We start from the raw sequence: 13294 nt of genomic DNA, 5'->3' as shown, positions 1-13294 counted from the left end.
AGAGACAGTACAGTAGAACGGGGATATGAGTTGTCGTTTTCGAGCGCGATTAACGAACGTTCTTTACACCAACTGAATCGTATTTCCGTTGGAAGTCACGTGCAGGTCACGGCCAAGCTTGTAGCCTTGACTCTCTGCGAGGTCAACATAGCCCGAAAAGCCCTGCATGTTCTGGTGCGCCGGAATTACGTGCTGGGGCTGGAGCGTATTGAGCATCTGGTAATGCCCTTCCTGCGAGATATGGCCAGAGACGTGGACGTCGTCGTAGATGCGGGCGCCCTGCATCTTCAGGAGGCGCTCGGACTGGTAGCGCTGGCCCTCGTTGGTCGGCTCAGGAATGATCCCTGCCGAGAAGATAACCTTGTCGCCGTTGTCAAGATCGTACGGTGTCTCCCCACGGCCCATCCGAGTGAGCATTGCCCGCGGTTCGCCCTGGTGGCCCGTCACGACTGGCAGGAAGTTCTCCTTGCCCTCTTTCATGATGCGTTTGAATGTCCGGTCTACGGACTTGCGATGGCCGTACATGCCGAGATCCTCGGGGAAGGTTGTGGCCCCGAGGCGTTCGGCTGCCCCGGAGTACTTCTCCATCGACCGCCCGAGGAGGACTGGTTGGCGTCCGATTTCCTTTGCGAATTCGACGAGATTCGTGACCCGAGCGATGTGACTGGCAAACGTCGTGGCAAGGATGCCGCCGTCGAAGTCCTCAAGGCTCATCATGAGGTCTCGGAGTTGACTTCTAGCGACGGCTTCGCTGGGGGTCCGACCCTTCTTGTTTGCGTTGGTACAATCTTCAATGTAACACAACACGCCGTTCCTCTCACGACCTAGTTCCCGAAACCGTTTCATGTCGATGGGGTCACCGAGCACCGGCGTGTGGTCCATCCGCTTGTCGAGGCCGTAGACGATTGCACCCTCGGGCGTGTGGAGGACCGGGTTGATGGCGTCGATAATGGAGTGGGTCACGTTGACGAATTCAAGCTCGCAGTGTTCGCCGATGCCCATCGTTTCGCCCGCGTCCATCTCCACCAGGTCGTTTTCGACGTTGAACTTCCCCTCGTCCTGGATTTCCTCTCTGACGAGTTCCAGCGTAAACGGCGACGCCACGATCGGAGCATTATAGCGATGGGCGAGTTTGCTAATCGCGCCGATGTGGTCGAGGTGACCATGGGTCGGCACAATGGCCTGCACATCGCCTTCGAGATCGCTCATGATGCGGTCGTCCGGAATCGCATCCATGTCGATGAGGTCGAGCGAGTGCAGTTGTTCGGTCTGGACGTTGTCGTGAATCAGTACGTTCGAGAGGTTGAGCCCCATGTCGAAGATGACGATGTCCTCTCCGGCACGGACCGCGGTCATCTGGCGGCCAACTTCCTCGTAGCCGCCGATTGTCGCAATTTCGATTTCCATAGTTACCTGCCGATCATAGCAGTCCACGAGCACGGTAACGGCTTGGAGTCCCGTCACCACAGTACCGTGTGGACTCCCGTCCGATGAGGAAGGTCTTCGATGAACCGCTAGCCAAAACCACCTCGCGGACGAAATTCCCTGTGACCGGACACGGGACTGCGCGTCTTTCGGTTACGTACTTCTTCGCAGGCGAGCCATAAATACTCCCGGAAGTTGTGCCCGTTGATCCAGAATACGGTCAATCGTCTGCTACACTAGCAATGAAGACGCTACCGTGTGGAATGACAATCGGAGCACTACGTATTTCTGAGAGCAGTACCCTCTCCCCGATATGGAGGCCGATTCGGATGACACGAATGTTGCACTTGCGGAGCCATCGTGGCTCGACCGCATTCACCCTCAGGTAGTCGGTTCCCGCTGCTGGAATCGATTGCAACTCGACCGTGACAGCTATGGCCGCACGGTACGTCTCCTAAGCGGTATCCCAGCAGGACTCGTTACACTCCTCGCAGTCGTCGTTGCAGCAGTGCTGTACGGTTTCGGATACCTCCTCACCCGTCCGGATGCCACGACGGGTGAGGAGTAACGGTACTGTCCGATGACTTCCAATTTCCCCTAAAACTGGTTATGGCCGCTTTAGCGCGCCCTCCTCGTCGAAGAGACTGTGACTATCCTTGGGCTCGCCGGGATACTCACGTGCGGCGTCGGCATCGAACTCGACACCGAGCCCCGGTTCGTCGGGAACCGCTATCGTCCCATCTTCGACCTCGAAGTCGTGTTAGATGATCTCGTCGCCCCACTCGACGTCACGGCTCATATGTTCAAGCACTTCGAGATTCTCGATCCCTGCGCAGAGATGGACGGACGCTGCCGTACTGATGCCTGCATTCGGATTGTGCGGCGCGACCGTCAGGTAGCGTGACTTCGCGATGGCTGCGGCGTGCTGGACCTCCTGAAGGCTCCCGTAGTTGGTTACGTCCGGTTGGACGATATCGCAGGCCTGCTTGCGGACGACATCTTCCAGCGTTTCGTTGTTGTATAGGCGTTCACCCGTCGCCACCGGCATGTCGACGTGCTGGGTGACGTCCGCCATCACGTCCCGGTCCTCCAGCTCGACGGGTTCTTCGAGGAACATGATGTCGTACTCTTCGAGGGCATCTGCGACCTCGATTGCACCTCGCCGCGTGAATCGACCGTGGCAGTCGAGCGCGATACCGACGTCCCAACCGACGGCGTCACGAACCGCTTCGAGGAGTTCCGCAACCTCCTCGATCTGATCGTCTGACAGCGAGTACTCATAGTGGGCGAACGGATCGCACTTCAACGCGGGATAGCCCTGTTCCTCGACGGCCTTCTTGGCGTGATGGGCGTAGTTCTCGGGGGTACGTTCGCCGATGTGCCAGCCGTTGGCATAGACGGGGATCTCGTCCCGCACCTTCCCGCCGAGGAGTTTCCAGACGGGCTCATCGTAATACTTCCCGGCGATGTCCCAGAGCGCGATATCGAACGCTGCGGAGACGGCGTTAATGAGCTTCCCAGCCCGCCATGCAAACGGATATCGGCGGAGTTGGCGATTGATCTTCTTTCGGTTGAGGGGGTCCTCCCCGATGACGTAGTGTTTGTGGGCCTCCGCAGTCGCCTCTAACGCGGCTGTGAGTCCTTCACCACTCAGTGCTTCTCCGACACCAGTAATCCCTTTATCTGTTTCAACTTGGACGAAGAACCAGTTGCGCCAGTCGGCATCAACCACGAACGTCTCGACGTCTGTGACTCGCATACAAACCCTTTTACAACGGCCCGAAAAGGGGTTCCGGTTCAGTCAATCCTCTCCACTGGGCGTAGAGGATTCTCAATAGTACCTGAATTTCACGGCACCTTTATATCACGGGCGAATTCATCCAGACAGGTGTCTCGATCGTGAGTGCGGGGACTGGATTACTTCCCCTTGTGGTGACCATCTTAGGGTTGGGTGTCGCTGCCCAGGTGTTAGCCGACCGGCTGGAAATTCCAAGCGTCCTGTTTCTCATCCTTGCCGGCATTGCGGTGGGACCAGAGGGACTCGGCATTATCACGCCAGCGGCCTTCGGCTCGTCACTCCCGGCAATCGTTGGCCTGAGTGTCGCAATCATCGTGTTCGAGGGCGCCTTCCACCTGAAACGGGAGAAGCTTCGCCAGACGCCACGGGCCGCGTTCCGTCTCGGAACGGTCGGTGCAATCATCGGGCTGGTCGGAACTGCCATCGTTGTCCGACTCGCGCTCGGTACTTCATGGGGACTGGCACTTCTCATTGGAGCTTTACTCGTCGCAACAGGACCCACCGTCATTACACCGCTCCTAGACGTCGTGCCGGTGCGTGACCGGGTTGGGGCAGCACTCGAAACGGAAGGGATCGTCAACGACGTGACGGCAGCGATTCTCTCCGTCGTCGTGTTCGATCTCGTTACGCCAGGGAATCCCGAGACGACGAGCCTGTTTCAATCGTTCATCACTCGACTCGGTGTTGGTATCCTCGTCGGCGTGCTCGCCGCGAGCATCCTGTGGTACCTGCTCAAACACGTTGACTTATCGCCAACGAACGCCGTCCAGAACTCACGGCTCATTATCCTTATCGGTGCAATCGCAACCTATGGGGTTGCAGAAGCGCTGTCCCACGAATCAGGGATCGCCGCTGTCGCAACAGCTGGCGTCCTCCTCGGCAATGCCGATCTCCCCTACGAAGACGAAATCGCCGCGTTCAAGGGCGATATCACTCTCGTCGTGCTATCATTTGTCTTCATTGTCCTTGCATCACTGCTCTCGTTCGACGACTTGCTGGCACTGGGCGTTGGGGGTCTCCTCGTGGTCCTTGGAGTCACGTGTCTCGTTCGCCCACTTCAAGTCTTGATTAGTACCTACGGCGATCAGTTCACGTTTCGGGAACAACTCTTCATGAGTACCGTCGCCCCGCGCGGAATCATCCCGGCGAGCGTCGCGACCCTCTTCGCGTTACAACTTCGGTCGTCCAGTCCCGAGGCAGCAACGACCCTCGTCGGAACGGTATTCCTCGTAATTTTGGCAACGGTCGTTTTCGAAGGAGGTTTTGCCAGACACATCGCAGAAGTACTCGACGTCATTCCAATGCGTGTCATCATCGTTGGCGGGGGCCGCGTCGGTCGTGGTCTCGCCGAACGACTGGAGGACCGGGGCGAGAACGTCGTCATCATCGAGCAGGACCAAGCAACGGTCGAGACAGCACGGAACGCCGGGTTCACCGTCCACCATGGTAACGGTGCTAACAGCGATGTGCTTACATCCGCCGGCGCGGAGAACGCCAAGATCGTCGCCGCTGCAACTGGGGATGACGATGCGAACCTGCTCGTCGCCCAACTGGCCAACTCGAAGTTCGATGTCGAGACGGTGATTGCACGCGTGAATACACCGGGCAACGCGGAGGCGTTCGAGGAACTCGGTGTTCGTGCGATTTCGGCGGACGAGTCCATTGCCCAATCGATGGACAACGCGGTCGAGCGGCCCGCACTTTCGGAGTGGATGTCGGAACTCGGGCGGACCGGTGATGTCCAAGAAATCGAGGTGACGGCAGAGCGACTCGTCGGAAAAACCATCAGCGATCTCGATCGGGAACTCCCCGATGGGGTGCTAATTGCGCTGGTCAGTCGCGACGGCGAGTCACAAATTCCCGAACCGGACTTGTTGCTCCAGCAGGGTGACCACCTCACATTTGTCGGTCGCCGCAACGCAGTCCACGAAGCGCTTGAACGGTGTCACCCCGAACTCCACGCCTGACCGGTTAACAAGCGTCTCGCAGGCGTCCGATTAGCGTAAAAATCCGGTATTTGTTCGATATGGATTCTATATCTCTTTATGACAGATCCCTACTAGGTTTGACGTCAGTAACTGCCGAGAAGTGTGAGTAGAAACTGAACCTCTAGTTCCTCGGTTTGAACTGTGCAGCAAGCGTTTCAGCCCACTGTTCGTTTGCGTGGCGTGTACGTCCGGCGAGATGAGGTGTATGAACGACGTTATGTCGATCAAGAAGCGGATCGTCGAGGGGGAGCGGTTCGATGTCCTAGACGTCCGCGGCAAGCGCAATCTCATCGGCGCTGACGCGGTCACGCACCGCCTCCATATCGCAAACCTGTGCTCTAGTGACAAGCACAATGAGACAGCCGCTTGGGAGTGCGTTAATGTGCTCGGCTGTCACCAGTCCTTCTGTCTCCTCAGTCAGCGGGACCATCGGAGCGAAGATGTCGGCGTTAGTCACGAGTTCGTCAAGCCGCCAGACCTTGCGGGCGTCTGACCGGTGGAAACAGGGCTCATCGGCATACGGATCGTACGCGGCGACAGTCGCTCCCATGCTGGAGGTGAAGTCCGCGTATCGGCTCCCGATGTTGCCAACGCCGACAATTCGGACGCGTTTGCCTGCAATCGTCCCGTTGGTGAACGCGGGGTCGTCACCGAACTGGTGGCCGCGTCCACCTGGTTCGGGCGTCTCATCCGGATCGTAGTCCCAGGGCTCTTGGTTGGTGATAATCTCCTTGTGGAGTTGGGGAATCCGGCGAAGGCCTGCGATCGTCAACCCGACTGCGAATTCGGCGACCGACTGGCCCCAGAACCCCTCTGACGGTTGGCGATAGACGGTTACCCCGCTCGCTTCGAGTTGGGTAGCGATCTCCTCGTCCGTGGAATACATCGAAGATGGCGAGTAGACGACTGCTTCTTCGAGCGCAGTAAGTTGATCGAGACAGTCGTTGGAGATAGGCACCCCGAGAGAGACCAACCGGGTGACCGTCTGCGGATCTGGAAGTACCTGGCACAAATCGCGGCTGTCGGTGTCGTCCAGTCGAGTGAACTCAACTGGTCCCTGCTCGGCCCAGAGACTGTGTAGGTGGTCGGCTGCGAACGGCCACACTCGGTCGAATTCAGGATGGACGACGATTTGACTGCTCATCGTTTCGTGCTTTGACCGGATTCCTCCTGAGCATTACTGCCTACTAATCCGGAATCGAACGTGTAAGACATGTTGGCTGACGGTCTCGTCGTGACTTTCGTCTTCAACTGGCCTGAGTACATGGTACTCCCGGACGATAGCGTCGTCGAAGTCGAGATGCTGGAATCCGAACACGCGTCCAGCGCCGTTCTGACTCGGGACAACACCAAGGAGATGTACGACCTGCCGTCGGGGAATCGATTCGAATTAGACAGTCCGACGACGCGGTTGAGATAGTAAACCCGCGCCCCCTCGACGGTTGACATCTCATTCGTGGAGCGCGTCCGTGACGATCCGTTCGTTATCGAAGCCCATTCCCGGGAGGTCAGTCGGATCGAACGTCGCTACCTGTCGGGCCTCCTCGCGGGGAACCGGCGGGTCGTCAGTGGCGGGCGTACACCGATACGCCGCACTGACGTTCCCGCGCTCGTCGCGGTCTGGATCGTCGTAGAGACCGACGAACTCCTCGACAGTGACGTCGAGTCCGACCTCCTCTCTCGTTTCGCGGACGCACGCCTCCCGTGCGGTCTCGTCCCGTTCGACGACGCCACCGGGGAGCACCCAATACCCGTCGAACGGAGGATGGTCACGTTCGAGGAGCAGTACTTCCCCGTCGAGCACGATCACGGCATCGGTCGTGAGTGCTCGAACTTCCACCATAAGAGACAGTCAGCCGGCCGACCACAAGGAGGTACAGGTCTCGCTGTCGAAACTATCGCATCAAACAGCTTGGTACAGATAACCTGATTCCGGTTCTCTAAATGTGGGAACGTGACACACAATTTATCGCATCCGCAGACGTTGTATAGTTGCTCTTTCCCAAAACCATAATAATATAGACTAGTAGATTGATAGTCGTTACCAATGGACGAGTTGGAGGAGTTTCTTGACCTCGTTGAGAGCGACACCGTGTCTGTCAATACTCTTTTTGACGTGCTACGGGCTGAACGGCGACGATACGTCCTTTCGACATTACAGAGTCACGAGACGTCGATGAGCTTGACAGATTTAGCTCATGAAGTTGCGAAACGTGAGAATGGCGAAGCTTCTCCGACCACAGAGGCGGTCACGCGTGTTCATGCGTCACTCTATCACGTTCATATCCCGAAGCTCAAAGAGGCCAACATTATCGAGTATGACCAAGAAAGACGAATTGTTCAACACAAATTATAATCACCGCTATTCAATTCACGCTCTGCATTGTATACGGTCGGAGCGGTTCTATTAGAAGAAGAGGGTTTTGCAAGGTAAGAATCCGTTCATAGTACAGCCTACCTAAAATCGTGACTTGAAGGGACGAATGCTATATGGAGAAATCGTTGCTACAGAACGTTCTCAATTGCGTTGGCTTGCGTCAGACCATCGAACTTCGAGATGACCGTTCCATCATCGTCAAGAACGATTGTTGACGGGACGGACCGCACACCGTACTCGTTGGCTTTGGCCGTCGCCTCCGTCGCATCAATTTTCTCGAACTGTACATCTGGTCGGTCTGCTGCCAGCGATTGGAGGATTTCTGCTTGCTGCGGACACTGGCCGCAAGAGGGCGTCGAAAATTGGAGTATCTCGGTCATTAATGTGCGTCTTCGGTCTATCCAATCGATCTACTTCAATTGTTCTCTTGTCCTTTGGCCACCGCGTTATCGGACGTAGTGTGTGGTGTCCTTACACACACTTTTTTACGGGAAGGACTACATGAAAGACGTGTACTGGGCGAGCGGTATTTTCGTCCGACCGAGGCAGTCATGAACCAGTATCCAAGTTTGGGTCCCGCTGTTCGAACGGCGGAACGCTATGTGGACGAGGGAATGGATACGGCAGACGCAATCTCGGAAGCCGCGCTTGAACATGGGCTCTCCCGAAACCTCGTCTATCGCGAATACATCGAATACGTCGAATCGTAGGCCATCTGCCGGGGGATATAATCGACCGAGTTGGTTCCGCCGTTCGATGACCGGTGCATCGGCGTCGCCACTTCCATCTCCGGTGAGTACGAACTAAACCTGTTTGTCCTTAATTACAAGCTCAAACGTGGTCGATTTCATCCTATCGCCTTTCTCCGCAGATGTCCATCTCACCCGACCTATCAAGTTCTGCTGTGATGAGACTAGTTCCTGTGTGGCCACGAGAGATGTGAAGTTCGATGCTACACCTCTACTGACGGCCTTCTTAACAGTATGCGTTAGTGCTAGAGGCGACGTCTCGTTGTTCGGAGTTCGAACTGTAATCCCCCGTCAGAATCCTCGGACACCCACAGCAGGCGGTCTACCACCGCTGTCAACTCGTTCATTGTCTCTTCGTCGTGGGCCGTAAAATCGATGCCAAAGATTCCGAGTCCGTCACCCACTCGAAGTCCCTTCACTCGTTCAAGAAGCCGACAGACCCGTTCCGTAGTTGCTCCCTCAATCAGTGGTGTGAGCGACCGGATGACAAAGTGTCGAGTTCCCGTAGACGGTACGACAGTCCCGGTCAAATCTGATAGGCCGATTACAACCCGTTCTAGATCCCCCGCTGAGGGCATATAGACCGTGGGGATATCTGCGTACGGTGCGGTAAGGTACTGATCTTCAGACACGGTATCGACCACGGCCACCGAAGGCACCTCGTCTTCGACGACGCCATCCCGGGTGTGAGCAATCACCTGCTCACGGCCTTCTGTGGTCGTGACGATGATCGCAGTATCATCAGCACTTCCCGCGTGCGCTAATAGGCGGAGACCGAGTGCGTATTCCGTCGGGTCGACTGTGCCCGCAATGAGCATCGTGGTTGGTGCTGAAACAGCGTCCGCAACGTCGCTGAGTTGGTCCTCGTTGTCGACACCGCAATAGGTGTCCACAGGCATTAACTCTCCTCCTCCGTTCGCTGTGCTCCCAATACCTCTGCAAGTACTGTTACTGTCTGCTCGGGATAATACCGAGCACCACAGGTGGGACAGTCAGCTACGTTGATGTATTGATGGCCTTCAATCGAGGCTAAGAGCGTGTGAGCTGGCAGGGTTCGTTCATGGAGGTCCGTGCCACAGTCCGTACAGGGAAGGTCAGTTTCAGTGGTCATGATTGTAGATGGCTGCCCAGCCCCGTCAGTTGGTAGCCCCACGGCTGGCCACCAATGGTCGGCGGAATCATCCGGCACGGCGCATCTCAGAGCAGTGCCATCGAATGATGCCTCCATACTGGCGGCACCCCGATGGGCGAACGAAGAAAGGACGGGACGGAGTCTCGGGTACCTTGATATATGATGGAGGCCCCGGATATAAGTTACGCTCAGTCAGTCGATGATAGGTTCTGAGTTCGCTCTTGAAATCAGTAATAACGGATGGGACTGGGACGGGGGCTGGTAAGTACGTAGTGCGCACCTTATGGTACTACTTTTCTCAATCACCAGTCCGGTCTACAAAGCTGTGCTGAATATACTGATCTTGCGTAGCAAGACAATGGATGGAGCCGGTTAACGGTACGCGTCGAATTCTTTGCCAAAGAGCAGGAAGTAGCCGGTGCCGACGAGCCCGATGACAGACGCGACCGTGAAGGTGATCTCGGGGCTGACAAAGTCCCAGAGGTAACCGCCGAGCGCCGCGCTCGGAATGACCATCGTGTTCCGGAGCAAGTAGTACATGCCCGTGACGCGGCCACCGGTATCCTGCTCGGCAGGCCCGACGATAAGTGCCTTATGCGAGGGGAGGCCCGCGAAACGAAGTCCCGAGAACGCAAACACGAGTATCAAGGCAAGTGTGCTTTCGGGGGTGTTGATAAGTACAATCGGGAACAGAGCGTAGACCGCAAATCCAATTGCGACGACGGGCTTGAGTCCCACGTACTCAGCCGCCTTGGCGGCAGGAGCCATTACGAGCAACGCAACCACCATCTCAACGCCCAGCAGATACCCGAAGAACGCCTCCGGCGGAAGATCAATCGGGTACGTGAAACCACCGACAAAGACGGTCATCTCCACGTCCACGCTGAGGAACCGAGTGACAACGAGGACAAAGAACACGTAGACCATACCGTTTGCGAAGCGGACGAGTGTATCGCCGACGAGTAGCGGGCGGAGTTCCTCGGGCATGTCCCGGAGGTCCTGCCGAATCTGGTCGAGGCCTTCGAAGGAGTCCCCGATGGTGTCGGAACTGGCATCATAGAGGAAATGTTGGACAACGGTGCCGATGGCCCCGAAGACGACTGCAACCCCGAGAACGTATTGGAAGTTCACAGTGAAGTCAGGGTGAAACCCGATGAGGACGGCTGCCAGCACCGGCCCAATCAGAAATGCGGTCCGACGGAACGTCTCCGTACTGGCGAAGCCTGCTGCCAGCCGCGACGGGTCGGTCGCCTGCTTGACGACCGCAAACGTCGCGCCGAGGCCGAACGACTTCCACGCCTGAGCCAGGAACAGTCCCACGAAAATCCAGATCCAGGGCGGGAGAGAAACGCCTGCGAGTTCTATCGTCCCAATGGCAGGTGCGAGGAACCAGAACCCAAAGCCCAGAGTTGAGAGGAGCCCGAAGATCGTGAGCGTGTACCGTGAGCCGATGCGGTCGGACACTGCGCCGCCGGGGTATGGGTAGACCGCCGAGATGATGTTGCCGACCGTCCCGAACAGTCCGACGACGAACCCAGACGCGCCGAGTGCGACGATGTACTCGGGCAGGTATCGGGAGGTCATCTGGAAGCCCAGACTAAAGGCGAACATTGCCAGGGAAAGCACCAGCACGTCTCGTTGGAGGGCAAAGAACTGCCGGAATGCGTCAATAGGCCCCTCAGCCTCGGCCTGTTCGTGCGCCATAAACGGGTGATTCGCGTAAACCCTCAAACTACTATCTGTCGAAACAGGAACTCACTCACGATACGAGCCAGTCCGATTTGGTGAATACAAGCCCTATCAATAGTTGGTAATACTATTTCTTTATTTAGTAAATATTACATAACTTATTCGGTGATTTTGCTCAATGTGTTGTGCGAACTTATCGTGTTCGCTCATTCACGGAACGGTATCTATGCGGAGTTAGATAAGAACCGCTCATTATTAGTATAGCAATCAGCAACGACGTGACTACGATACTTGCGGCGGGCAGGTCGAGATGGTCTCAGCGTGCGCATAGAAGACACGCTGGGGGAGTTCACCGATTAGCGCACCTATCACGCCGAACACCGCCCCAGCATGACTGTTTCACCGAGGGGAAGTACCTGCGAGACAGTTGCGGGTGTCATGGAACTGGTGGAAGCGTTCACACTGTTCCGAGTTATCGGTCAGTGATGTCTGAGTTCGAGAGGTCATCCAGACGCGGGTCATCGGGAAACAGAACAATTTTGCCACGCCCGATTCGAACACGGGCGATCGCACCGTCGGTTTCCAATTCACATAGATGTCTGCTAACTGAGGATTTTGACCACCCTGTGCGATCAACTAACTCCGCTTGGTGTACCCGCCCACCATACAATTCGACCAGTTTGAGGAGGGTTTTCTTTCTGGTGCCCCACATGAGGAGGGCGCAATCCATCTCCGACTCTGCGTCAACGGCAGCAGCGAGACGGTCGCGTCCACTTCCCGATTCTCTCTTCACTCCGGTGTCTGTGTCCCGAACCAGTTTGGTAAGAGTGGTGAGTATATCCATGGGATCTAAAGACCTCTCATTGTTCTGTGAGCAGCGGTAGTTTGGTGATCGGCTGCTCATCCGCTCACTACGATTTGCAGTCTTGTGAATTGTTAACATATTAACTCCCGGTTGTCGTGTTGAGAAACTGGGTGACAGAATTCATAGTCGATAGTAACACCCGTTTTCCGTGATGTGCGTTCTTTGACTCCATCTGCTTGGCTGCCATTATAGCCACCCTTTTGGCAACTCATCGCGGTGGTCATCCACCGGTCTGAGGAGTGGCGCAATCTCCTCAAAGTTTGGCCCACGCCATATCGTCTGTGTCTCGGCGTCCCACTCGATATAGCCGTGCTCGGCCAGTTTTGGCAGATGAGTGTTTTGTAACTCCGTTTTTACTCCGTCGAGGTCGTCATCATCTGGCTCGTCTGACGCGAGGCTCTCGGGGGTAAACTCGTCTTCGGTGCGTGGGGTATGGTCGGAAACAGCCAACAAGAGGCGATAGCGGTAGATGTTCCACAGCTCGTCGAACATGGCGTCGAGTGACGCCGAATTAGTGGGGTCTGTCATGGTGTGTCTTTCGTGGGCCGGACTACTCAGGCTGTGACTCACATTTGCCAACGTGGGGAATTTGATTGCTATCGGTATCAAACCACGAGATTTTCATTCTCAGCTACGTTTTGATTATCTGGGTCAATCGTCCCACATCATGATTCTCCACAAAGCCGTTTCGGTCAATGGACGCTCTATATTGCGCGACGGTTACACGGATGGTTCTGAATAAAGAAACCGTGTTACCAACTACTGCTATACTTATCGCAGGCAGCCTGAACCAGTTATCAGCTACTGTTTTCAACAAAGCAATTCCAACGAGCTGTAAAACCGTGATTGGGATTGTTACTCCCGGACGTCCAACGTCCCTTCCTCCGCGGTTTGGGCCTCACGCCACCAGACCAATTCGAATTCGATACTTTGTTTCGCTTCGGCGTCAACTTCGGACCAGTCCGATTCGCCCTCCAGTTTGAAGGCGATCGGGTCAGACGGATTTAGGTTCACCTGCGTTCCACCGAGTTCAAGCGTCACATCACCACTTCCATCAAGTTTGTCGGCCAACTCACGGAGATAGTTTCAACCTCTGCCCGTGATTTCTGTGCTTCAGTTTCGAGTTCCCCCATACTCATCGGCACGTCAAGGAGAAGGATAAAACGGCATGAAACCCGTACACAGCCAAGGAAATACTGTCTCGCCGGAGCAGTTTGGCGTGCTTCCTTAGGAACAAAGAAGCCCTATCGATGCATTGCGGAGTTGCTGTT

The 13294-nt window shown here is 56.1% G+C and carries 15 protein-coding genes; 4 read left to right on the top strand and 11 right to left on the bottom strand.

Translation table 11 applies throughout. From position 1 onward, the window contains the following. Positions 1 to 63: 63 nt before the first annotated feature. Positions 64 to 1407 (bottom strand): ribonuclease J, encoded by a 1344-nt coding sequence (locus M0R89_RS15365; RefSeq protein WP_248652285.1) that lies wholly within the window; start codon positions 1405 to 1407, stop codon positions 64 to 66. A 331-nt stretch (positions 1408 to 1738) separates the two neighbouring features. Here M0R89_RS15365 and M0R89_RS15360 point away from each other — a divergent pair, with 331 nt between their 5' ends. Next, positions 1739 to 1993: a hypothetical protein gene (locus M0R89_RS15360; RefSeq protein ID WP_248649957.1), complete on the top strand. Its 255-nt coding sequence runs from the start codon at positions 1739 to 1741 to the stop codon at positions 1991 to 1993. A 192-nt stretch (positions 1994 to 2185) separates the two neighbouring features. Here the strand turns inward: M0R89_RS15360 and M0R89_RS15355 are convergent, their stop codons facing one another. After that, a complete protein-coding gene (locus M0R89_RS15355) occupies positions 2186 to 3184 on the bottom strand; it encodes a mandelate racemase/muconate lactonizing enzyme family protein (protein ID WP_248649956.1) in 999 nt (332 codons plus the stop codon). Positions 3185 to 3324: 140 nt separating this feature from the next. Here M0R89_RS15355 and M0R89_RS15350 point away from each other — a divergent pair, with 140 nt between their 5' ends. Next, a complete protein-coding gene (locus M0R89_RS15350; RefSeq protein WP_368408839.1) occupies positions 3325 to 5190 on the top strand; it encodes a cation:proton antiporter domain-containing protein in 1866 nt (621 codons plus the stop codon). Between the two features lie 283 nt (positions 5191 to 5473). Here M0R89_RS15350 and M0R89_RS15345 read toward each other — a convergent pair whose 3' ends face one another. Beyond that, the gene (locus M0R89_RS15345; protein ID WP_248649955.1) at positions 5474 to 6355 is read right to left on the bottom strand and encodes an NAD(P)-dependent oxidoreductase; all 882 of its coding nucleotides are present in this window, start codon (positions 6353 to 6355) and stop codon (positions 5474 to 5476) included. A gap of 69 nt (positions 6356 to 6424) precedes the next feature. Here M0R89_RS15345 and M0R89_RS15340 point away from each other — a divergent pair, with 69 nt between their 5' ends. Further along, positions 6425 to 6631 carry a hypothetical protein gene (locus tag M0R89_RS15340; RefSeq protein WP_248649954.1) on the top strand — a complete coding sequence of 69 codons (207 nt, stop codon included), beginning with the start codon at positions 6425 to 6427 and terminating at the stop codon, positions 6629 to 6631. 30 nt (positions 6632 to 6661) lie between these two features. On the opposite strand, the gene M0R89_RS15335 is transcribed toward M0R89_RS15340, so the two are convergent. Further along, a complete protein-coding gene (locus M0R89_RS15335; RefSeq protein ID WP_248649953.1) occupies positions 6662 to 7054 on the bottom strand; it encodes an NUDIX domain-containing protein in 393 nt (130 codons plus the stop codon). A 204-nt stretch (positions 7055 to 7258) separates the two neighbouring features. On the opposite strand from M0R89_RS15335, the gene M0R89_RS15330 reads away from it, so the two are divergent. Further along, entirely contained in the window at positions 7259 to 7567 is a 309-nt protein-coding gene (locus M0R89_RS15330) for a DUF7344 domain-containing protein (RefSeq protein WP_248649952.1), read from the top strand. A gap of 149 nt (positions 7568 to 7716) precedes the next feature. On the opposite strand, the gene M0R89_RS15325 is transcribed toward M0R89_RS15330, so the two are convergent. The 7 genes from M0R89_RS15325 to M0R89_RS23460 form a co-directional block, all read right to left on the bottom strand. Next, positions 7717 to 7968, bottom strand: coding sequence for a thioredoxin family protein (locus tag M0R89_RS15325; RefSeq protein ID WP_248649951.1), 252 nt, complete (start codon positions 7966 to 7968; stop codon positions 7717 to 7719). A gap of 614 nt (positions 7969 to 8582) precedes the next feature. Next, complete coding sequence (locus M0R89_RS15320; RefSeq protein ID WP_248649950.1) at positions 8583 to 9236, bottom strand: DUF7504 family protein; 654 nt, start codon at positions 9234 to 9236, stop codon at positions 8583 to 8585. A gap of 605 nt (positions 9237 to 9841) precedes the next feature. Then, positions 9842 to 11173 (bottom strand): MFS transporter, encoded by a 1332-nt coding sequence (locus M0R89_RS15315; RefSeq protein ID WP_248649949.1) that lies wholly within the window; start codon positions 11171 to 11173, stop codon positions 9842 to 9844. Between the two features lie 267 nt (positions 11174 to 11440). Further along, entirely contained in the window at positions 11441 to 11530 is a 90-nt protein-coding gene (locus M0R89_RS23630) for a hypothetical protein (protein WP_497007278.1), read from the bottom strand. A 100-nt stretch (positions 11531 to 11630) separates the two neighbouring features. Continuing rightward, positions 11631 to 11870, bottom strand: a complete 240-nt coding sequence (locus M0R89_RS23465; RefSeq protein WP_368408879.1) for a helix-turn-helix transcriptional regulator — start codon at positions 11868 to 11870, stop codon at positions 11631 to 11633. Positions 11871 to 12209: 339 nt separating this feature from the next. Further along, positions 12210 to 12551: a DUF7344 domain-containing protein gene (locus tag M0R89_RS15310; RefSeq protein WP_248649948.1), complete on the bottom strand. Its 342-nt coding sequence runs from the start codon at positions 12549 to 12551 to the stop codon at positions 12210 to 12212. A 327-nt stretch (positions 12552 to 12878) separates the two neighbouring features. After that, positions 12879 to 13064 (bottom strand): amphi-Trp domain-containing protein, encoded by a 186-nt coding sequence (locus tag M0R89_RS23460; RefSeq protein WP_248654383.1) that lies wholly within the window; start codon positions 13062 to 13064, stop codon positions 12879 to 12881. Positions 13065 to 13294 lie beyond the last annotated feature (230 nt).

The sequence above is a fragment of the Halorussus limi genome (assembly GCF_023238205.1).
Lineage (GTDB): Archaea > Halobacteriota > Halobacteria > Halobacteriales > Haladaptataceae > Halorussus > Halorussus limi.
Note: the sequence above shows the minus strand (reverse complement) of the source record. Positions and strands in the feature narration are given on the sequence as shown.